At 69.1% G+C, this 21002-nt stretch carries 19 protein-coding genes and 2 pseudogenes; 7 read left to right on the top strand and 14 right to left on the bottom strand.

Annotated elements, in window-relative coordinates:
• The 3 genes and pseudogenes from ABZ260_RS22490 to ABZ260_RS22480 all read left to right on the top strand — a co-directional run.
• Positions 1–228: pseudogene (locus tag ABZ260_RS22490) on the top strand (mechanosensitive ion channel family protein); the annotation flags it as partial.
• 19 nt (positions 229–247) lie between these two features.
• Complete coding sequence (locus ABZ260_RS22485) at positions 248–646, top strand: globin (RefSeq protein WP_030917961.1); 399 nt, start codon at positions 248–250, stop codon at positions 644–646.
• A gap of 30 nt (positions 647–676) precedes the next feature.
• Positions 677–2212: a glycoside hydrolase family 13 protein gene (locus ABZ260_RS22480; RefSeq protein WP_355620811.1), complete on the top strand. Its 1536-nt coding sequence runs from the start codon at positions 677–679 to the stop codon at positions 2210–2212.
• 75 nt (positions 2213–2287) lie between these two features.
• On the opposite strand, the gene ABZ260_RS22475 is transcribed toward ABZ260_RS22480, so the two are convergent.
• Positions 2288–2680, bottom strand: coding sequence for a thioesterase family protein (locus ABZ260_RS22475; RefSeq protein ID WP_355620808.1), 393 nt, complete (start codon positions 2678–2680; stop codon positions 2288–2290).
• Between ABZ260_RS22475 and ABZ260_RS22470 the strand changes: the two genes are divergently transcribed.
• Complete coding sequence (locus ABZ260_RS22470) at positions 2681–2812, top strand: hypothetical protein (RefSeq protein ID WP_355620805.1); 132 nt, start codon at positions 2681–2683, stop codon at positions 2810–2812.
• A gap of 43 nt (positions 2813–2855) precedes the next feature.
• On the opposite strand, the gene ettA is transcribed toward ABZ260_RS22470, so the two are convergent.
• A complete protein-coding gene (ettA, locus tag ABZ260_RS22465; RefSeq protein WP_355620802.1) occupies positions 2856–4520 on the bottom strand; it encodes an energy-dependent translational throttle protein EttA in 1665 nt (554 codons plus the stop codon).
• A gap of 117 nt (positions 4521–4637) precedes the next feature.
• Here ettA and ABZ260_RS22460 point away from each other — a divergent pair, with 117 nt between their 5' ends.
• Complete coding sequence (locus ABZ260_RS22460) at positions 4638–4997, top strand: hypothetical protein (protein ID WP_355620799.1); 360 nt, start codon at positions 4638–4640, stop codon at positions 4995–4997.
• Positions 4998–5457: 460 nt separating this feature from the next.
• Here the strand turns inward: ABZ260_RS22460 and ABZ260_RS22455 are convergent, their stop codons facing one another.
• Both ABZ260_RS22455 and ABZ260_RS22450 read right to left on the bottom strand, forming a co-directional pair.
• Positions 5458–6438: a WD40 repeat domain-containing protein gene (locus ABZ260_RS22455; RefSeq protein ID WP_355620796.1), complete on the bottom strand. Its 981-nt coding sequence runs from the start codon at positions 6436–6438 to the stop codon at positions 5458–5460.
• Positions 6439–7122: 684 nt separating this feature from the next.
• Positions 7123–7332 (bottom strand): hypothetical protein, encoded by a 210-nt coding sequence (locus ABZ260_RS22450; RefSeq protein ID WP_355620793.1) that lies wholly within the window; start codon positions 7330–7332, stop codon positions 7123–7125.
• Between the two features lie 800 nt (positions 7333–8132).
• Here ABZ260_RS22450 and ABZ260_RS22445 point away from each other — a divergent pair.
• Positions 8133–8354 (top strand): helix-turn-helix domain-containing protein, encoded by a 222-nt coding sequence (locus tag ABZ260_RS22445; RefSeq protein ID WP_355620790.1) that lies wholly within the window; start codon positions 8133–8135, stop codon positions 8352–8354.
• 49 nt (positions 8355–8403) lie between these two features.
• Here ABZ260_RS22445 and ABZ260_RS22440 read toward each other — a convergent pair whose 3' ends face one another.
• From ABZ260_RS22440 to ABZ260_RS22415, 6 genes and pseudogenes are all read right to left on the bottom strand, one after another.
• Positions 8404–9714 carry an MFS transporter gene (locus tag ABZ260_RS22440; protein WP_355620787.1) on the bottom strand — a complete coding sequence of 437 codons (1311 nt, stop codon included), beginning with the start codon at positions 9712–9714 and terminating at the stop codon, positions 8404–8406.
• Positions 9711–10292: a helix-turn-helix domain-containing protein gene (locus ABZ260_RS22435; RefSeq protein WP_355620784.1), complete on the bottom strand. Its 582-nt coding sequence runs from the start codon at positions 10290–10292 to the stop codon at positions 9711–9713. Before ABZ260_RS22435 ends, ABZ260_RS22440 begins: the two co-directional genes overlap by 4 nt.
• A 155-nt stretch (positions 10293–10447) precedes the next feature.
• Positions 10448–11059 (bottom strand): annotated as a pseudogene (locus ABZ260_RS22430) (Tn3 family transposase); the annotation flags it as partial.
• A 228-nt stretch (positions 11060–11287) separates the two neighbouring features.
• Complete coding sequence (locus ABZ260_RS22425; protein ID WP_355620781.1) at positions 11288–12520, bottom strand: sigma-70 family RNA polymerase sigma factor; 1233 nt, start codon at positions 12518–12520, stop codon at positions 11288–11290.
• The gene (locus tag ABZ260_RS22420) at positions 12517–12840 is read right to left on the bottom strand and encodes a YciI family protein (RefSeq protein ID WP_355620777.1); all 324 of its coding nucleotides are present in this window, start codon (positions 12838–12840) and stop codon (positions 12517–12519) included. The genes ABZ260_RS22425 and ABZ260_RS22420 overlap by 4 nt, the downstream gene beginning before the upstream one ends.
• A 53-nt stretch (positions 12841–12893) precedes the next feature.
• Positions 12894–13502: a dihydrofolate reductase family protein gene (locus ABZ260_RS22415; protein ID WP_355620773.1), complete on the bottom strand. Its 609-nt coding sequence runs from the start codon at positions 13500–13502 to the stop codon at positions 12894–12896.
• A 30-nt stretch (positions 13503–13532) separates the two neighbouring features.
• Here ABZ260_RS22415 and ABZ260_RS22410 point away from each other — a divergent pair, with 30 nt between their 5' ends.
• Complete coding sequence (locus ABZ260_RS22410; RefSeq protein ID WP_355620770.1) at positions 13533–13934, top strand: transposase; 402 nt, start codon at positions 13533–13535, stop codon at positions 13932–13934.
• 53 nt (positions 13935–13987) lie between these two features.
• On the opposite strand, the gene ABZ260_RS22405 is transcribed toward ABZ260_RS22410, so the two are convergent.
• The 4 genes from ABZ260_RS22405 to ABZ260_RS22390 all read right to left on the bottom strand — a co-directional run bounded on the left by ABZ260_RS22405 (position 13988) and on the right by ABZ260_RS22390 (position 20610).
• Positions 13988–15301 carry a GGDEF domain-containing protein gene (locus ABZ260_RS22405; RefSeq protein WP_355620767.1) on the bottom strand — a complete coding sequence of 438 codons (1314 nt, stop codon included), beginning with the start codon at positions 15299–15301 and terminating at the stop codon, positions 13988–13990.
• Between the two features lie 621 nt (positions 15302–15922).
• A complete protein-coding gene (ssb, locus tag ABZ260_RS22400; protein ID WP_355620764.1) occupies positions 15923–16729 on the bottom strand; it encodes a single-stranded DNA-binding protein in 807 nt (268 codons plus the stop codon).
• Between the two features lie 138 nt (positions 16730–16867).
• A complete protein-coding gene (locus tag ABZ260_RS22395) occupies positions 16868–18508 on the bottom strand; it encodes a GTP-binding protein (RefSeq protein ID WP_355620761.1) in 1641 nt (546 codons plus the stop codon).
• The gene (locus tag ABZ260_RS22390; RefSeq protein ID WP_355620758.1) at positions 18505–20610 is read right to left on the bottom strand and encodes a dynamin family protein; all 2106 of its coding nucleotides are present in this window, start codon (positions 20608–20610) and stop codon (positions 18505–18507) included. The genes ABZ260_RS22395 and ABZ260_RS22390 overlap by 4 nt, the downstream gene beginning before the upstream one ends.
• Positions 20611–21002: the final 392 nt, after the last annotated feature.

Genomic DNA, 21002 nt, shown 5'->3' with positions numbered 1-21002 from the left:
GACCTGCTCAAGCAGGTCGCGGACGAGATATGGAACGACCTCGCCTTCCGCGACTCCATCATCGTGGAGGAGCCGCAGGTCTGGGGTATCGAGCAGATCTCCGACACCGCCGTCATCTTCAGGATCAGCGTCAAGACCATCCCCTCCCGGCAGACGGAGGTCGCCCGCGAGCTCCGCATCCGGGTCAAGTCCGCCCTCGACCGAGCCGAAATCCCGATCGCCGGCTGACGTCAATTAGGCTGGAGGCGTGTCCGTTACCCCCGGGGAATCCCAGTCCTTCTATGACGCCGTCGGCGGCGAAGAGACCTTCAGGCGTCTCGTGCACCACTTCTACCAGGGAGTGGCTGCCGATCCGGTGCTACGGCCGCTCTATCCCGAAGATGATCTCGACGGGGCCGAAGAGCGGCTACGCCTGTTCCTCATCCAGTACTGGGGCGGCCCCAGCACCTACAGCGCGCAGCGGGGCCACCCGCGCCTGCGGATGCGGCACAACCCGTTCGTCATCCGCTCGGTCGAGCACGACGCCTGGCTCAGGCACATGCACGACGCGGTGCTCTCCCTGAAGCTCCCCGAGGACCTGGAGAAACGTCTCTGGGACTATCTCGTGTACGCGGCGAGCAGCATGATCAACGCCCCTGACGCATAAACATCGTCAAGCGGGGGCAGTCCAAAGCACATGGAATCCCCCTGGTGGCGTGATGCCGTCGTCTACGAGATCTACGTTCGCAGCTTCGCCGACGCCTCCGGAGACGGCGTCGGCGATCTGCCCGGCATCCGGCAGCGCCTGCCGTACCTCGCAGAACTCGGTGTGGACGCGATCTGGCTGACTCCCTTCTACCGCTCCCCCATGGCCGACGGCGGCTACGACGTGGCCGACTATCGTGACGTCGACCCCCTCTTCGGCACGCTCGCCGACTTCGACGAGCTCGTCGCCGAGGCGCATCGGCTCGGTCTCCGGGTGATCGTGGACATCGTCCCGAATCACAGCTCCTCGGCTCACGAGTGGTTCCAGGCCGCGCTGCGCGGTGAGGGACGCGATCGCTACATCTTCCGTGACGGCGATGATCTGCCTCCCAACAACTGGCAGTCGACCTTCAGCGGCCCGGCCTGGACCAGGACCCCCGACGGACAGTGGTACCTGCACCTTTTCGCCGCGGAACAACCTGACTTCAACTGGCGCAACCCCGAGGTGCACGCCGAGTTCCTCGACGTGCTGCGGTTCTGGCTCGACCGGGGGGTGGACGGGTTCAGGATCGACGTGGCGATGGGCCTGTACAAGGCCGAGGAACTGCCGGACACCCCGCCGCAGGATCAGGCGTTCAAGGCCGAGTCGCCGATCTGGGGACGACCCGAGGTGCACGAGGTCTACCGCGCCTGGCGCAAGGTGCTCGACTCCTACGACGGCGAGCGGGTGGCGGTCGGCGAGGTCTGGACCGACTCCGTCGAGGATCTCGCGCTCTACCTCCGCCCCGACGAGCTCCACCAGAGCTTCAACTTCGCCTGGCTGGAGGCCCCCTGGTCCGGACCCGCGTTCAAGAAGATCATCGATGACACACTGGCCGCGGTGACCGCTCCCACCTGGGTGCTCTCCAACCACGACGTGGTCCGCCATGTGACCCGGTACGGCGACGGCCTGACCAACTCCACCACGGGCCTGGCCCGCGCCCGCGCGGCGCTGCTCGCCATGCTCGCCCTACCGGGCTCCGCATATCTCTACCAGGGGGAGGAACTGGGCCTCCCCGAGGTGAAGAATCTTCCCCCACAGGCCCGTCAGGACCCCATCTTCGCCCGTTCCAAAGGAGAGCTGCCCGGCCGCGACGGCTGCCGGGTTCCCCTCCCCTGGTCCGGCATGGCCGAACCGTACGGCTTCTCGCCCGATGGGAAACGGTCCTGGCTGCCCCAGCCCGTCGAGTGGGCCGTGCTCTCCGCCGAGCGCCAGTCGAGCGACCCCGGCTCAACGCTGAGCTTCTACCAGGAGGTCCTGCGGGTCCGCCGCGACCTCCGCGGCACGCTGCCCGAAGAGATCATCTGGCAGGAGAGCGCCGAGGACGCCCTCATCTTCAACCGGGGTTCCCTGATCTGCGCCGTCAACTGCGGTTCCCAACCGGTGCGACTGCCCCCGCACGACCGCGTCCTGATCGGCAGCGCCCCGGTGGAGGGCCACCTGCTCCTGCCGGACAGCGCGGTCTGGCTGTACGCCCCCGAGGTCTGACGGCTCCCGGCGGGCGATGGGCGGGCGTCCACCGCCCGCCGATCCGGGTACGGGTTGCCGAGGCCGGACAAGGCCTCAGTCCGCCGCGAACCTGCGCAGGTAGGCGATCTCGTCCTGGCTCAGCCGCCGGGGGGAGGCACTCTCCACGTCATAGGCCACGATCACCGAGCGGGCCTCGACGAAGATTTCGTCATCGTCGCGGATCTCGTACGCGAGGGTGAACCGTACCGGACGGATCTCCGTCACCCACGACTCCACCCGGACCGGATCGGGACGGAAGGTGAGGGGACGCCGGTAGTCGATCTCATGCCGGGCGATCACCAGCCCGGCGAAAGGGGCGTTCCCCTCGTGATGGGGGTCGATGTGGAACATCCCCATCCGCGCGTCCTCCAGATAGTCGAGGAACCGCACGTTGTTGACGTGACCCAGCGAGTCGATGTCGGCGAACCTGACAGTCCTGGGGAACACATGTCGGTGGCCATGGCCGACCTCGTCCGCGACGCTCTGTCCAAACACACCCAGAACCGTAGCGAGCCCCCGCTGCCCGTCGTACGGCGGGGCACCGGAGGCTCGTTCGGTCGCGACCGGGAGAGCACCTGACACGGCCCGTGCCAGGTGCCCCTGCCCGTCCCGGAAACCGGGGTCAGTCGCGGGTGAGCTTGCGATAGGTGACGCGGTGCGGCCGGGCCGCGTCGGCACCCAGACGCTCGATCTTGTTCTTCTCGTAGTCGGCGTAGTTGCCCTCGAACCAGAACCAGTTCGAGCCCTCTTCCCAGGCCAGGATGTGGGTCGCGATGCGGTCCAGGAACCACCGGTCGTGCGAGGTGATGACCGCGCAGCCGGGGAACTCCAGCAGCGCGTTCTCCAGGCTGGAGAGTGTCTCGGTGTCGAGGTCGTTGGTGGGCTCGTCGAGCAGGAGCACGTTGCCGCCCTGCTTGAGGGTGAGCGCCAGGTTGAGCCGGTTGCGCTCTCCGCCGGACAGGATGCCAGCCTTCTTCTGCTGGTCCGGGCCCTTGAACCCGAACGCGGCGATGTAGGCGCGCGACGGCATCTCGACCTGGCCGACCTTGATGTAGTCGAGCCCGTCGGAGACGACCTCCCAGACGTTCTTCGTCGGGTCGATCCCGCCCCGGCTCTGGTCGGCATAAGAGATCTTGACGGTGTCACCGACAACGATCTCACCGCTGTCCGGCGTCTCGCTACCGGTGATCATCCGGAACAGGGTGGTCTTGCCGACACCGTTCGGACCGATGATGCCGACGAGGCCGTTGCGCGGCAGGTCGAAGGAGAGGCTCTCCATCAGGACGCGCTCCTCGAAGCCCTTGGTGAGCTTCTCGGCCCGGATCACCGTGGTGCCCAGACGCGGGCCCGGCGGGATCTGGATCTCCTCGAAGTCGAGCTTGCGGTACTTGTCGGCCTCGGTGGCCATCTCCTCGTAGCGCTGCAGGCGCGCCCGGCTCTTGGTCTGACGGGCCCTGGCGTTGGAGCGGACCCACTCCAGCTCCTCCTCCAGGCGCTTCTTGCGCTTGGCGTCCTTCTGACCTTCGAGCCTGAGCCGCGCGGTCTTGGCCTCCAGGTAGGTGGAGTAGTTTCCCTCGTACGCGTGGCAACGGCCGCGGTCGAGCTCCAGGATCCAGTTGGCCACGTTGTCCAGGAAGTAGCGGTCGTGGGTGACGGCCAGGACGGTGCCCGGGTACTTCTCCAGGTGGGACTCGAGCCACTGGACACTCTCGGCGTCGAGATGGTTGGTGGGCTCGTCGAGCAGGAGCAGGTCGGGCTGCTCCAGGAGCAGCTTGCAGAGGGCGACCCGGCGGCGCTCTCCACCGGAGAGCTGAGTCACCTCGGCGTCCGGCGGGGGGCAGCGGAGGGCGTCCATCGCCTGCTCCAGCTGGCTGTCGAGATCCCAGCCGTTGCGGTGGTCGAGGGCGTCCTGGAGCTTGCCCATCTCGTTGAGCAGTTCGTCGCTGTAGTCGGTGGCCATCAGCTCGGCGATCTCGTTGAAGCGGTCGAGCATCGCCTTGGTCTCGGCGACGCCCTCTTCGACGTTGCCGAGGACGGTCTTGGATTCGTTGAGGGGGGGCTCCTGCTGGAGCATGCCGACGGTGAAGCCGGGCATGAGCCGGGCGTCGCCGTTGGACGGCTGCTCCAGGCCCGCCATCATCTTCAGCAGCGTCGACTTTCCGGTGCCGTTGGGACCCAGGACACCGATCTTGGCGCCCGGCAGGAACGACAGCGTCACGTCGTCGAGGACGACCTTGTCGCCGTGCGCCTTGCGCACGCGCTGCAGTGTGTAGATGTACTCCGGCATGCCTTTAGTTTAGGGCCTGGAAAGTTCAGCAGTGCTTCCGAGGAACCTCGGGCCTTCAGGCCCGAGAGGAATCGCATACGGTGCCGCGTTTGGCGAGCTAACACTAAACTTCACAGTGTGAAATCTGTTGCGCAGGTACGGCTGTTCCCCGCGCCCGCCCAGGAGGCGGCGCCGGCGGACACGCTGCGCCTGTGCAACGAAGCCGCCGATCTCGTCTCTCGCGTCGCGTGGGAGACGAAGGTGTTCCGCAACCATGACCTGCGGGTGCACTCCTACGGCGAGCCGAAGAACACGGGTCTGTCGGCCCAGCCCGCCCAGCACGTCATCAAGAAGGTCTCCGACGCCTACACGACGGCGAAAGCCCAGGTGAAGGCGAGGCTCCGCAAGCCCCTCACCAAGCCGATCGGTTCCACCCGGACGCCACCCAGCCGCTCGACGACCGGCGCCTGTCCTGGCAGGTCGAGGCCCGCACCGTGAGCATCTGGACCACCGGTGGCCGGATGAAGGGCGTCGCGACGACCAAGCCGCCGCGCCGGCCGCAGGGATCCCGGCAGCAAGATAGGCGATCAGGGCACCTGATCGCGGTCCGGTCCCTCCAGGGCGCTGCGCTGAGCCGACGACGGCCGCCGGCGAGTGGACCAGTTTCTGGACTTTCCGGACCCCCCTACGCGTGGGCGCGCGAGGTCTCCGATCACAGAAGTCTGGTTCTGTGATTCCCTCCGGCGCGCGGATCGACCCCTCCCCGACCCGGGCGGAACCTGTCCGATTGCCCCGATTTCACCACACCCAACTTGCGGGAATCCCCAAGCAGCGTACGGCGAGGCAGTGATCGGCGCTGCTGCGGAGGGGGCGTATTCCAGCGGGCCGCGGCCGGGCTGCGCGCAGCCCCCGCGAGGGGCGCGACGGGAAAGCCGTGGTTCCCGAAAGGTCGAAGCTGTTAGGAGTGAGTAGCCTCAGCGACGGGGCGAGTAGTGCTCCACAGCCGTATTGTGCCGTCTTCGCTGCCGGCTGCGAGGGTTTTACCGTCCGGACTGAAGACCACCTCGTAGACGTTCTTGGTGTTGCTGGTGAGGGTGGTGGGTTCGCGGCTGGCCACGTCCCACAGCCGCACCGTGTCGTCGAGGCCGCCGGCGGCGAGGGTTTTGCCGTCCGGGCTGAAGGCCACCGAGGAGACGGCGCCGGTGTGGCCGCTGAGGGTGGTGGCGGTTTTGCGGCTGGCCATGTCCCACACGAGTGCCCGGCCGTCATCGCTGCCGGTGGCGAGGAATTTGCCGTCCGGACTGAAGGCCACCGAGCGGACATAGCCGGTGTGGCCGCTGAGGGTGGCGGTGACAACGGTTTTGCGGCCGGCCACGTCCCACAGCCGCACCTCGCCGTTGATGTTGCCGGCGGTGGCGAGGGTTTTGCCGTCCGGGCTGAAGGCCATCGAGTGGAACCAGTCGCTGGTGTGGCTGTCGAGGGTGGCAATGGTCTTGCGGCCGGCCACGTCCCATAACTGCACCGTGTCGCTGCCGCCGGTGGCGAGGATCTTGCCGTCCGGGCTGAAGGCCATCGAGTAGACGGGGCTGCTGGTGAGGGCAGCGGTGGCAACGGTTTTGCGGCCGGTCACGTCCCACAGCCGCACCGTGCCGTCGAGGCTGCCGGCGGTGGCGAGGGTTTTGCCGTCCGGGCTGAAGACCACCGAGTAGACGATGCTGGTGTGGCTGGGGAGGGTGGCAATGGTTTTACGGCCGGCCACATTCCACAACCGCACTGTGTCGTCGTGGCCGCCGGCGGCGAGGATTTTACCGTCCGGGCTGAAGGCCATCGAGTAGACGACGCCGATGTAGCCGGTGAGGGTGGCGGTCGGTGGGAGTTCGGGGGCGCCGGTGGGGGTGGCGCTCGGGGGGAGCTCGATGGTGCGGGTGAGAGCGATCATGGTCGGCACGCCGACCGCGGCCAGGGTCCCGAGTCCGCCCAGGAGCAGGGTACGGCGAGATAGTGATCGGCGCTGCCGCGGAGGAGTCGTATTCACACCCGTAGATGTAGAAGATCACGCTTGGAATTGGCTTGAAGGCCTCTGCATCACCTTCTGCCCGCCCAGGCCGAGCAGCTCGCCGGAGGCGAACGGCTCCGGAGCGCGGCCACGCCGGGCAGGCCCGGCATTACTGCCGGGACCCCGATGCGCGCCCCGGAAAACCCGGCCGTCGTCGGCCTCGTCCTCAAGGGCTCTCACGCCCACGACGACATGATCACCGAGTACTCCGACCACCGACCTGTACGTCGTCCTCGCCGACGGCGCGACAACGGATCTCACCCGGTTCACCGGCCACCGCACTCCCGAGCTCGACCAGCAATGGCCGACGGGTCAGGGTCCAGGTCACCGAGGTCTTCGACTGACCGCGTCCAGGTAATTTGCCCCCGCGCGCAGGGGGCGCTGCGCCCCCCCTGGCCAGGCTCCCCGTCCAGGTCACGGGCGGTTTCGGTGGTGGCCACCGACACGAGGTGACCGGTCTGGAGACCAGGAGTTTTGAGAGTTTCGAGAGGCCCCTACGCGCGTGCGCGCGAGGCGGTGAGGGATTGCGGATCGGAGGTCGGCCGGGGATCCAAGGTCACCTCCGGCTCAGGCCTCGCGGTGGACGTGGGAGTCGCTGTGGGCTGCGGACCACAAGTAGGACCACCCGGCGTCGGAGTCGGCAACGGAGCACACGAAGGCCCAGACGTCGGAGTCGCCGTCGGCTGCGGACCACAAGTAGGACCACCCGGCGTCGGAGTCGGCAACGGAGCACACGAAGGCCCAGACGTCGGAGTCGCCGTCGGCTGCGGACCACAAGTAGGACCACCCGGCGTCGGAGTCGGCAACGGAGCACACGAAGGCCCAGACGTCGGAGTCGCCGTCGGCTGGCCAGCCGAGGGGGAGGTGATGCCGTCCTGGCTGACGAGGTTGAAGTTGGTGTTCTTTGCGGTCGAGGCCACCTGCGCGAGGCCTGCTGACCCGAGCGGGCCGACTAGGAGGATCAGGGCGGCGGTCAGGGCGAGTACCGCCGCCGACCGGGTGATCTTTCGGGCTTGCATGTCCACAGGATGAGTGCACACCCTTGGAGATCACTTGTAGGTGGCAGAACAGTCCCCGCCTTCCCCCCGAAACCGGATACGGGGTTGAAGAACCTGCGGACAGCCGTTAGCGCTGAGAACGATCATGGAGCCTCAGCACTGAACCGCAGGTCGCCGCCCTGGAATCGATTCCCGCGCCATTCCGGTCCCGCGCACCTCGCGGTGGCTCATCGCTGAAACCCCGGTCTACCGGGGCGCGAACCCTGCCGATAATTCGCGGCGAGGCGGTACGACGCCAAGGGGTTGGGGCCGCGGCCGAGCAGGGGCAACACCACAAGATCCTTCTCAGGTGCGTCCAGTAGGGATAGGTGGTTGATCGAAATGAGTGGTTAACGACTGATCTCGTAAGCTCGTCGTCGCTTGCCGGTGTGAGTCCGGTCCGGGTAGTCGTCAGGGAGGGCCACTTGGCGGTCGGGGCCGCGTTCGGGATGAGGTCGTCGGCTCAGAGCAATCTGATCACCTGATCACCTGCCCTCGGTCCTGGCCGAGCTGTAGCGCGAGCTGATCGTCGCCAACACGATGGACGGCCTGGCCTCCGCCCGTGCCCGTGGCCGGGTCGGCGGACGCCGGCCCAAGCTCACCGCCGACCAGGCCGCCCTCGCCCAGGAGCTGTACGACACGCGGGATAAGACCGTCCAGCAGATCGCGGACTTGTTCGGGGTGCCGCGCTCGACGGTGTATGGGCACCTGAAGGGCGACACCGTACCCCGCCAGCCGAAGAAGACCCTGGACAGGGCGTAGCCAGAGTAGGACTGCGGTCACCAGGTACACACGAACGCGCCATGCCTGATCAGGATGACCGTTGATCAGCGTTGCCTATGTCCGTCGTGTCAGTGCTTTCCCGTGGCTCTGGTACGGCGGGTGGGCCCTGGCCGCGCAGCCGGTCCATCTCCCGCCATTCGGGCCGCAGCCCCGTCAGACTCGTGGTGAGCGCGTAAGCCGCTCCGCCTGCGAGCAGCACCGGCGCCAGCCCTACGGCCGCCACCGCCACCCCGCCCATCAGCCCGCCGAGCGGGATCCCAGCCCAGGAGAGGGAGTCCGTCAGCGCGTTGACCCGGCCCAGCAGGCGCCGCGGTACCCGCTCGTAGGAGATCGCCCCAAGGATCGGGTTCAGGAACCCGCCGGCGAACCCGCCCACTGCGAACACCGCCACCATGGCCCATACCGGCGCGTCCACCGCCAGGATGAGGAACCGCGACGGACCGGCGAGCAGGAACGCCACAAAGAACACCGGCCTGCGCCGCATCCGGTGCGCCACGGCGGCCGCGACCAGGCTGCCGCCTACGGCCGTCAACCCCATCACGCTACTGTTCAGACCGACCATCGCGGGGCCGTAGCCGGACTCCTTGGCCCACACGGGCGCGAGCACCTGGCTGAAGGCCGCGTCGAGCAAGTTCGTGACGCCGACCATGACGACCACGGAGAGCAGCAGCGGTTCGCCGCGCAGGAACGCGAAGCCCTGGCCGAACCGCCGCCAGTACCCCTCCGTCACCTCCTGCGCCGGCGCGCGGTGCCCCATGCCGTGGGGCAACGCCCACGCCACGACCACGGAGCCGAGCGCGAAGCAGGTGACGCTGATGCCCAGGCTGGCCAGCGGCCCGAGTAGCGCCACCACCGCACCCCCCACCGCGGGCCCCACCGTCTGGGCCAGCCGCTCGGTCACGCCCATCAGCCCGGTGGCGCGCTCCAGCGGCACCCGCCCGCGCGCGGCCGCCTCGGGAACCATGATCTCCTTGGCCAGGTCACCTGGCCCGCGGGCCGCGCCGACCACCGCGACCAGCGCGATCAGCGCGCCCAGCGGCAGCAGGTCCATCGCGTGCAGAAGGACCACTGCCCCGGCCGCCGCGGCGCTCACCACGTCGCCGACCCACGAGATCCGGCGCGGCCCGACCCGATCGACCAGCGGCCCGGTCAGCGCCTTGACCAGCACGTACGGGGCCATCTCCGCGAACGCCACCGCCCCCGTCTGCGCCGCGCTCCCGGTCGTCGTCAGCACGAACCAGGGCAGCGCGAGGGCCGACACCCGCGTGCCGATCAGCGACACCGTCATAGCCGCGAGCAGGCCGGCCATCGGGCGTAAGGACCAGCGCGATCCCATCATGCGCCCTCCGGCAGCTCGGGCAGGAGCTGCGTGATCAGCGAGACCCGCGCAGCGCCCTCGGGCGCCGCCTCGCCGGGCATGTCGCGGCGGTAGCGGGAGATGACCTCTTTCAGTTCCTCGCGCAGCCGCTGCCCCTCCTCCGGGGTGAGGCGCAGCGCGAAGGAACTGAGGTCGAGCACGCGCTGCCACTCTCCTGGCATGGTCTGCAGGTCGTTCAGCGTCCGCTGGGTGCGCAGGTTGTACAGGGCGGCGATGGACTGCATGTAGGCCAGCACCGCTTCGGGCTCCCGCTCCGCCAGCTCCTCGTCGGTGAGACGGGTGATGAGGTGGACCGAGCGCCACCAGCGCTCGCGGGCGTTGCCGCGCTCGGTGTCCTCCTCCACGAATCCGGCGGCGCCGAGCCTGCGCAGGTGGTAGCTGGCCGTGCCCGAATTCACCCCCAGGCGCTCGGCCAGGCGAGTGGCGGTGGACGGGCCATGTCTGCGCAGCAGGTCCACGAGTTGCACCCGCACCGGGTGGGCCAGTGCCCGCAGGCCTTTGGCGTCGAGGACGACCACGCTCTCGCGGGGTTCGATCATGCCACGAAGCCTAGACCGCAAACACTCATTCGCAAACACTCATTTGCGAAGAATTGTTGGCGATCGCTGATCGATCGATCTATCGACGACCTTGAGGGGGCCTGTGAGTGCGCACGCCACGCCGCATCCTCCATCAGAGTGGATCATCGAGCCGTTCAACCTCGGCGCTCGGGCCTGGTCCGAGGTCGAGCTGTTTGCTCATGTCGAGCTCGAACCTGCCGTACAGGTTCAGACGGCTCCAGAACGATGAAGACGGTGCGGATCACCCGACCGAGTTCCTCGATGGCCCGGTAGGTGGGGTGCTTGGGGCCGCCGCAGGTGAAGCGGCGCAGCATCTGATGCGCCTCGGCGGTGCCCAGCCGTGGCGCCGTCGCGTACTTGATCATCTGGTCGTACTGGTTGGCGATCAATTCCCAGCCGATGGTCTTGCCCGACAGCACGCCCTCCAGCTGCGGCCAGGCCTCGCCCTCGGCCAGGCCCGGCCGGTACAGGCGGGCCGAGCCGATGTTCTTCAGCCGGGGCAGCAGCTTGAAGTTCAGCAAGTGCGAGAACGCAAAGCCAACGATCGAAGCTCCGTGCGTATCGGTGTACTGGCGATCGATCTCCGCGCTGGTCAGATGGCGCAGCAGGCCCTCGATCATCGAGGCGACCTCGGAGTCCGTGGTGGATCGCACCTGGCTGTAGATGCACACGTTCTTTCGTTCTACGTGCCGATACACCATGATCCCGGCGCCGCCGTAGCGCTGGTGCCACTCGGTCATGAAGTTCGCCGACCAGGAACCTTGCGCGGCTCTGTCTCACTCTGCGGGGTCGGGCTGTCGGTGGTGACGCTCAGTTGCGCGCTCGGCGTCGCGAAATGCGTATTCGCGGCCTGGCATTCGAAGCTCGGACGAAGCGAGACCCGTCGCTGGGGCGACACGTTGCGGAATGCATCGGCAGGGCGCCTCGGGGTCGGCCGCCGCTGCGCGAGGGGTGTCGATCGGGATCGGTGGGTGCTACCGGAGTTGGCCGCGGCGGCGGGTCAGGTAGGCGGTCTCGGCGGTGTTGCCGGCCAGCTCGATGGCTTTGTCGTAGGCCGCGCGTGACTGCTGACTTTGGCCCAGCCGGCGCAGCAGGTCGGCGCGGGTGGCGTGGTAGGCGTGATAGCCGGCCAGCTTGTCTTCGAGACGGTCGATGGCTGCCAGTGCCACCTGCGGGCCGTCGAGTTCGGCGGCCGCGATGGCCCGGTTGAGGGCGATGATCGGTGAGGGGTCGAGGCGGACGAGTTGGTCGTAGAGGGCGAGGACCTGCGACCAGTCGGTGTCACGGACGTCGCGGGCGGAGGTGTGCACGGCGTTGATCGCGGCGAGGATCTGGTAGCGGCCTGGAGCCACCCCGGCGGCGGCCGCGGCGAGGCGCTCGCGCACCAGGTGGTGACCTTGGGCGATCAGCGCCGTGTCCCAGGCCCCACGGTCCTGCTCGTCGAGGGCGACCAGTTCGCCGCTGGCCGAGACCCGGGCGGTGCGGCGGGCCTCGGTGAGGAGCATCAGCGCCAGCAGCCCGGCCACCTCGCCGTCGTCGGGCAGGAGGGCACGGATCAGGCGGGTGAGCCGGATCGCCTCGGCGGTCAGGTCGTGGCGCACCGGGTCGGTGCCGGGGCCGGTCGCCAGGTAGCCCTCGTTGAACACCAGATACAGCACGGCGAGTACGCCGGTGATGCGTGCCGGGAGATCCTCGGCGGACGGCACCCGATACGGGATGCGAGCCGCCTTGATCTTGGCCTTCGCGCGGGTGATCCGCCGCTCCAAGGCGGTCTCCTGGACCAGGAAGGCACGGGCGATCTCGGGCACGGTCAGACCGCCGACCATGCGCAGCGTCAGCGCCACCCTGGCCTGGATCCCCAGCGCCGGGTGACAGCAGGTGAAGATCAGCCGGAGCCGGTCGTCATCGATGGCGCCGACAGGCTCGGGCGGGTCGTCGTACACCATCTGAGCCTCCCTGTGCTTGTCGTCGCGCTTGTTCTCGCGCCGGATCCGGTCGATGGCCTTGCGGTTGGCGGTGGTGGTCAGCCAGGCGCCGGGGTTGGGGGGTACGCCGTCGGCCGGCCACCGCTCGACGGCGGTCGCGAACGCCTCGGCGGCCGCCTCCTCGGCGATGTCGAGGTCACCGAAACGCCTGGTCAGGGCGGCGACCACCCGCGCCCACTCGTCGTGGTGGGCCCTGGGGATCGCCTCCTCGACGTCGCTCACTGGAACGGCCGCACCTCGATCTTCCGATCGCAGACCTTCGATGCCTCGGTGGCGAGCTTGAGCGCCACATCCAGATCGGGGGCCTCCCACACCCAGACGCCGGCGAGGTACTCCTTCGACTCCACGAAAGGCCCGTCGCTGAACACTGCCTGCTCGCCCCGGTTGTCGATGACCGTGGCCGCGTCGGTGTCCGCGAGTCCGCCCGCGAAAACCCAGTAGCCCTCGGCGATCAGTCGTTCGTTGAATGCGCTGATGGCAGGCTGCCTGTCCGTGCTGCCGGGATTGCTCTTGTCATCGATCACGGAAACCAGGTACTGCATCTGAAGATCATCTCCTGTGGTGTCAAGACAGCGTGGTTCGGTGGTCAGGGACTTCAAGCCGTTGCATACCGCGGGTGCCCGGCCGGCCGGTAGACCTGAATCGTCACGCCCTTGGAGTCGACGCGCGACTCGACCAGGTCGAGCGCAAGATCCGGGCCCGCGTCCGGGAACAACCGCGCGCCCTGGCCGACGACCACCGGGACGGTGAGCAGAGTCATCTCGTCGACCAGATCGTTCTCCAGCAGCCACCGGGTCAGGATGCCACTGCCGTGCACCTGCAACTCACCCCCCGGCTTGGCCTTCAGCTCACTGATGGCCGCCGCGAGGTCACCGCGGAGAACGGTCGTGTCCTCCCAACGCGGCGCGGTGAGCGTGGTCGAGGCAACGTACTTGGGGGCCTCGTTCAAGGCCACGCCGATGGGATGTGCGCGCATCTGGTCGATTGATCCCCAGGAGCCGGCGAACAGCTCGTAGGTGCGCCGGCCGAACAGGAACGCCTCTGCGCGCTGGTAGGTCTGCGTGATGAACGTCCTGGTCTCGTCGTCGCCCTTCCCCCGGGCCCATCCGCCGCGCTCGAATCCGTTCCTGCGGTCATCCGACGCGGCGCCGTTTCCCTGCATCACTCCATCGATGGTGACCTGAGTCATGGTCGTCAGCTTCATGATCGCGGTTCCTTATCTTGGCGCCGCCCCTTGTGGGCGGCCTCACCCCTGCTACGAACACCACCGCCCCGATCCGACACCGCCTCCCGGATTTCTTCAAAAAACCTTTCGGGACGCCAGTCGTCAGCGATCCGACAGCACGACAGTTTCACGGCGACTGCGCTCCACTTCCTCAAGCGCGCCAGTGCGGACCAGGGGCATCCGCGAGCGGGTACGGCTCCGCAAGTCCCAGGGGTCGCCGTCGTCTACTTCGACCCGGCTTACACCTCACAGGAGTGCTCGGCGTGCGGGCATATCGACAAACGCAACCGGCCGGACCAGAAAACCTTCGCCTGTACGTCGTGCCGCTTCGCTGAGCACGCCGACGTCAACGCAGCCCGTAACATCGCCGCACGCGGTGTCACAAGCTGGGCAGTGAGTCACGCTGCCTGACGCGGACCAGACCGTCGAAGCCACCGACGGCGAGGAGCTGCAAGCTCAGTCCCTCAGGGCTGAGAAGCCGACCTAGGGGCGGCCTCGGATCCGGGCCTGCGGGCCGGAGGCACGATGGTGGCCGACAGGCAGATCCGGTCGCGGCCGAGCTCCTTGGCGCGGTAGAGGGCGAGGTCGGCCGCGGCGAGCAGTTCGATCAGGTCGTCCCCGTGCACACTCATGATCGCGACACCGACCGAGATGGTCACTGTGATCATGTTGTCGTCGGCCGGGACCGCCATCCGTCCCACCCGGGAGCGCAGCCGCTCGGCAACCCTGCGGGCCTCTGTCACGTCGGCCCTGGGTAGCAGGACGACGAACTCCTCACCGCCGAACCGGCCCACCACGTCGTAGTCGCGCAGCTGGCTGCGGATGGTGTCGGCCACCCCGACGAGGACCTGGTCGCCGATCAGATGACCGTAGGTGTCGTTGACCCGCTTGAAGTGGTCGATGTCGACGATCAGCAGCGCGAGCGTCTCCCCCGTGCGACGCGCTCTGACGATCTCGGTGTCGGCCTCTCGCTGCCAGGCCGCGGCGTTCAGCAGGCCGGTCTTGAGGTCGGTGCGGGCCGCGGCCTGAAGCTGGGCGTGAAGCAGGCTGCGCTGGAGCAGCACCACCGGGGGCAGCGCCAGGACCAGCAGAGCCGGATTGAGCCCGCAGGTGATGGAGATGATGACGCCGAGGCAGAGCTCGACGACGTCAAGGAGCAGGTTCTCCCGGTTCCACAGGACCTCCCGCCAGCGGCTGTCGGGGTCGGCGGTGTGCGCCGCGATGGCGATCAGCGCGGTGTTGATCACCGTGAACAGGACCGCGCAGCCGACGGCCACCAGGATCGGCCCGCCCTCGCCCCTGGTCAGCGCGTTCAGGTCACCGACCGCGGCATGGAAGAGCAGGGAGGCCGCACATCCGGCCAGGCCGATCGCCGCCGAGCTGAAGACCCGCCGGTAGACGACCGTCGCACGCACCCGCCTCTGCAGCAGGAACTGGAGCGGAATGGGCGCCAGAAGCGCGTAGAGCGGCGGGAGCAGCAGCGCGGCGGGCAGCCACCAGGCGGAGAGCAGGTCCCGGTGGACACCGGCCGGCATGCCGAGCCTCCGGGTCGCCTCGATGCACACGGCTCCACACGCCATCAGCGCGGTGAAGGTCAGCACATCGGACCAGCGGAAGGCCCCGGATACCAGGAAGAACACGATCGCGGCGAGATCCAGCGCTACTACCCCGCAGAGGTAGCCGACCAGCGGGCGACGCTGTCCAAGCAGGGGCCAGCGATCGGCCAAGGGTGTCATGCCGTCGCGCGGTTTGACCGAGGTGTGGCTGGGAGCCGCCATGTCGTCCCCCTCTCCGACTAACGATGTGTAACACAATAGTTGCGGAGTGTGCGACGCGCGATGGGAACCGCTACCTTTGACGGAGTGGGCCAGCCCACCGGTTGACCTACGTTTTGGAAACCGCTCCCTCGCGAGCGGGCCGTGTGGGAAAGGAGCAAGCCATGCTGCGGGGCGTGACCTGGACCTAAACAGGTGTCCTGGGCATCTGACACGGGCAAGACCATCGGCTGGTTATCTCGGCGTCCCCGCGCTTCCGTGGTGAGACACCGACCGCGTCCGGCCGATGCCCCCTCACTCCGCCCGAACCAGGCCCTATTACCGTACGAGGCCTTGCACTTCCGTCAGACATCCCGCTCCTGCGAAGTCCGCACTTCACCGGACGCCTGCCCGTCCTCATCTCCCGTCCGAAATCTTCTCCGCTGAATCTTCCGTTCCAAGTCTTGTGTTCGAATCCGCCCCATCCCGCTGTCCGCGTTCTTCCCCTGCGCGGACCCGCGCCTATCCCCCTGCCCGAATTCGACTCCCTGCCCACCTCGAACGATCCCTCCACCCACCTCTCCGGTTCCGAACAGCCGATCGGGTTGGGAGGCCCGCGGCCCGGGCCTCCCAACGGGAGGCGGCTCAGGCCGCCACGCGCTCCCGTGTCGGCCAGGGCGCCTCATCGCTCACATCTGGGTGGATCTTCACCGTGCCCGGCACGGCCCCGGCCGTTTCCTCCCCGGTGACCCCCGCGGCCGGGTCGTCGGCACCCACCGCCTGCACCCGCCTCGTCGTGCCCTTCGCCGCCTTCCTTCTCCTGGTCGCGGCCTCTCCCACCGCCGGCGCCTCCCCGGCGGCGCCGTGATCCACCGCACGCGAGGCGGCCTCTGCGGCCTCTCCGTGAATCGCACCCCCCTCGGCCGGCCCGCCGCCCGGCGCGATCCGCTCGTCGTCGAGACCGGCCCGCAGCGGGGGCAGGGCGCCGGGAGCCCCCACCTCGACGGGGGCACCGCCGCTCATGGCCCAGTCGGACGTCTCGTGATCGAGCTCGACCCGCTCCGCGCTGCCCAGGGCCGCGACCGGGCCGCCGCGCTGTGGCTTGCTGAAACTCCCGAGCCCCCAGCGCAGGTCGTGTCCGAGCGAGTTGGCCTCCACCTCGGGCATGAATCGGCGCTCACCCTCGTGGGTGAACTCGCGGATCCGCAACCGTCCCTGAACGACGACGGGGTGGCCCAGCTGGACCGACTGGGCGACGTTGTCGGCGAGCCCGCGGAAGCAGCGGACTCCGAAGTAGGTCGTCTCACCGTTGCGCCACTGCTGGTTCTCCCGATCGAAGTAACGACTCGTCGAGGCGATCTTGAGCGAGGTGACCCGGGAGCCGTCGGGGAAGGTGTGCTGGCGCGGCGTGGCCGCGACGTTACCGGTCAGCGTGACGTAGATGTCGTTCATCGTGCCTCCCATGGGAGCCGGCCGAGTGCCGGCGGCGTGAAAGACACAATGGTCCGAGCCGTACCCCTCGCAAGTCACCGAATCGCGCTCTGGGGACAACCGCCGGACACTCGACCAAGCTGTGGACAACCCCGGGAATCAGCCTCGCAGGCTCCGCATGGCCGAGTAGAACTCGTTGTAGCGGGTCAGCTCGCGCTCCACCGGCTCGATCACCATGCTCTCCGCGAGCCCGGCGACCCTGCGGCGCATCTCGCGCTCCAGCACGTCACGCTCGTTGCCCGCGCCGAGCACGATGAAGTTGCGGCTGGCCACCGCGGTGAGCAACCCGAGCCCGAGTACCGAGAGCATCATCAGCCCCACCCACGGCAGCGAGGCGGCGTCGCCGAACACCTCCAGCCCCGCCGGCGGCTTCCCGGTGCCGAACACGCCGTAGACCAGAGCCGTACCGACCCAGGCGAGGCCCGCGACGAAGAGCAGGACCAGCAGGTACTGCCAGGTGAGAAGCAGCCGCCACCAGCCGGGCACCCTGTCCAGGCGCGGTGCGACCTCTGAGAGCTCCTCCGACAGCACCTGGGGCAGCTGCGCCGAGCGGGAGCGCGCGGCGTCCCTGATCCCGCTCTGCCACGCCTCGTGCATGCCGGAGGTCAGGCCGTCGGCCAGGGCGTGGACGGCGGTGTCCACCTCGGCCGGCTGCGCGCTGACCGAGCCACCGGTCAGGCCGCGGATCTCGTCTCGCAGATCGCCCAGGCGCAGGCTGTTCAGCGGATCAGGACGGAGCTTGGCCGCCCAGCGGGTGTAGGGCCAGCCGACCCACTCACCGGACCTCGCGGCGTAGACGTTCTCCATCGCCTCGCCGACGGCGGGGACTCCGGCCGCGTCGCAGAGGGCGTCGGTGAGACCGATCCGGCGGGCGTCGTCGATGGAGGAGGGCGGCGCCGGGGTGCCGTCGGCGGGCATGACCTTCGCCAGGCGGAGCGTCAGCCGGTCGAGGTCGGCCTCCAGGCGCTGGGTGGCGGCCCTGCGCCTGGACACGGTCTCGGCGAGGACCGCCTTGAGGTCGTCCACGCCCGTACCCGTGATCGCCGAGGTGGTGACGACCACGGGGTGCTCGACCCCCTCGCGGTGGAGCAGATCCTCCAGGTCCGCGACGCACTCGGCCAGCTCCTCCTCGTCGAGCCGGTCGGACTGGTTGAGCACGAAGACCGTCACCGCCTCATGCCCGGCCAGGTCGGTCACGTAGCGCCGGTGCGTGGAGGCGTCGGCGTACTTCTGCGGGTCGAGCACCCACACGACGAGGTCCGCGACCTGGATCAGCCGGTCGGCCTCGGTGTCGGTCAGCGCCCGGATGGAGTCGTGGTCGGGCAGGTCGAGCAGGATCAGCCCATGCAGCCGGCTCTCCCCGCGGTCCAGGGCACTGGCCCGCGCGAAGCGGTGGCGCCACTGGATCTGCAGCCAGTCGAGCAGCGGGCCTGCGCCGTCCAGGCCCCAGACGCAGGCGTGGGTGCGGGCCGTGGTCGGGCGGCGTACTCCCGTCGGCGACAGCTCCAGGCCGGAGATCGAGTTGAACAGCGTCGACTTGCCGCTGCCCGTGCCCCCCGCGAGCGCGACCACCGTGTGGTCGGAGGAGAGCTTGAGCCTGTCACCGGCACGCAGCAGCAGCTGCCCCGACTCGGTGAGGAGCTTGGGCTCGACCCTGCCCGGCCCCAGCTCCACGATCCGAGCCAGCGCGGCGAGCCGGCTGCCGAGCCCTTGGCGTGACTGGGTGGTGCCAACACTCATCGGGCGACCTCAAGGTTGTACGTTGCCTGGTAAAGGCGGGTGGCGGCGGATTCATCCGGTATGCCGGCGCCATCGAGAGCCTGGATGTAACGCGCCGTCTCGTCGTCGAAGAGCATGCCGATCCGGGCGCGGAGATCGCTTCGGGCCTTCACCCCGATGTTGCGCAGCGACTCCGCGCCGAGCAGCGCGTGTACCAGCCGTTGCGGCAGCGCACCGGTGCCGTTCCGCGTCTCCGAGGCGCCGTAACCGAGCAGCCCGATGGTCAGGATCAGCGACAGGGACTCGACGTCGAACGAGATCACCCTGGCCACCGATCGCTTGGTCACCCCCTCGGTGCGGATCAGCTCGGTGATGTGCTCCTGCCAGGCCGCGATGGTCCGGCCGGCCCTGCGTGGGAGATCGTCGGACGCGTGCCCGAGCTCGGCGGCCGTCGCCAGGACCTCCTGCGCGCCCGGACGGTTCAACCAGCGCGAGGCGGCCTCCTCCGCGGCCCGTTGCGCCGCCGAGACGACCACCGACTCCAACCCCGTCCGCAGCGCGGATCTCAGCGCGCTGAGCCGCTCGGGGGCCTGCTGGCTCGCCTTGCCCGAGAGACGGCCGGGCTTGCGCAGCTGGAGGGTACGCATGAGATCGCCGGAACCGGCGAAGTCCTGCCAGCGGGCGAGGACCTCACCCCGGAGCAGCGAGCCGTCGCCGGTGCTCTCGTCGATCTCGACCAGTGCCTGGGCATAGGCGCTCTCCACGTCGGCGCGGAGGTCTCTGCGGAAGGCGACCTGGATCTCCAGCTGCTTGGCCAGGGCGGGGACACGAGTGCGGAAGCTGTTCAGCACCCCGTCCAGGGTGGCCCGCACGGCCTGCGCGCGACGCCGCTCGTCAACCGACAGCTCGGTCAGCCAGAGGCGCAGCTCGCTCACCTCGTGGTCGGGGAGCATGCCGTCGGTGACCTTGCCCTCGTTGACGACGAACCGGTCGACCTCGCCGAGACCGTACTCGGTGAGCATCCTGACGAAGTGCTTGGTGATCACCTCTCTGGACTTGGGCGGCACCCTGGAGAGCACGATGGCCAGCTTGGCTCCGCGCTCCTTGGCCAGGCGGAGCAGCCGCCAGGCCGGGGCGTCGGCGTAGCGGGCGGCGGTGGTGACGAAGATCCACAGATCGGCCGCGTCGAGCATGCGGTGCGCGATCTCGTGGTGCTCCTCGACCACCGAGTCGATGTCGGGGGTGTCGAGCAGTGCCACACCGGGAGGTAGGCGCTCGGTGGAGACGAGCACAAGGCCGTCGGAGGCCGCCTCGGGGTCGGGCTCGCTGAGCCGCCGGAGGCTACCGAGCAGGTCGCCCTTGGCGAACCACTCGTGATCGTCGGGGTGGCAGGCCAGGACAGGCGTTCCGGTCGTCGGACGGCGCACACCGGTCGCGCTGACCCTGGCGTTGGCCAGCGTGTTGAGGAGCGTGGACTTGCCCGCGCCGGTGGAGCCCGCGACCACGACGAGGGCGGGCGCGGTGCTCGTGTGGACGCGGGGGATCACGTAGTCGTCGAGCTGGGCCAGGATCTCACTCTGGACCCGCCTGGCCTCCTCGGCCCCGGGGATGTCCAGGCCGAAACCGAGGTCGGTGACACCGGTGCGTACGGCGGTGAGCGCGCTGCTCAGGGCCTCGGAGACGGCGTCGGGAAGCGGCGTCTCCCGCATCCGGTCGCCCGGCGACCCCGCGTCCTCCTCGCCTCCGGCCTTCTCGTTCCCGTCGTTCCCGTCCGCGTCGCCGGCCCCGTCCAGGACCTCGGCGCCGGCCTCGCCGTCGCGCCGGGTCTCTTCGCCGGTCTCATCGGTCTCGTCCTCCCGCGGAGCCTGCTCATCGATCTCGGCGGGCTCGGCGTCGCGCTGAGCCCCGTCGCCGGCCAGGGCCCGCTCTCCGGCCTCGCCGCCATCCTCGGCTCCGCCGGCGCCAGGCATCCCGGCGTCGCTCTCCGCTTCGTTTTCCGGCCCCTCGCGACGCCCCTCCCGCCGCGCGTCCCCGATCTCACCGTCATCCGCGAGGAGGACGACGACCTCGTCGGACTCGGCGCCCTTCCCGGGCTCCTCCTGCTTCTCCTGGGGTCTGTTCACCCGAAGGGGCGGAGCGGCGGACTCGGTGCCGGGGACTCCGGGCGCGGGCCCGCCCCCCTCGCCCCGGAAGGAGAAGCCCTCATTGGCCGTACGGGAGGAGCCTGCGGCACCTTCTCCAGGGGCGGAACCGGAGGCGCCACCCCCGAAAGCGCCGGGTGCGGGTGCGGGGGTGGCGGGGGCGCCGGCGCGGGGAGCGCTCGGGGGAACGGGGGCACCTGGGCGAAAGAGCGCACCGGGACCGGCCTGGGGAGCAGGAGCGCCGGGAGAAGGTGTGACGGGGCCACCACCGGCACGGGGAGCGCTCGGGAAAGCGGGCCCCGGACGGAAAGTCGCACCGCGAGAGCCCTCGGCGGGGCCGCCCCCGCGAGAAGCTCCCGCAAAACCCCCCTGGG

Source organism: Streptosporangium sp. NPDC006013, from assembly GCF_040614275.1.
Classification (GTDB): domain Bacteria; phylum Actinomycetota; class Actinomycetes; order Streptosporangiales; family Streptosporangiaceae; genus Streptosporangium.
Note: the sequence above shows the minus strand (reverse complement) of the source record. Positions and strands in the feature narration are given on the sequence as shown.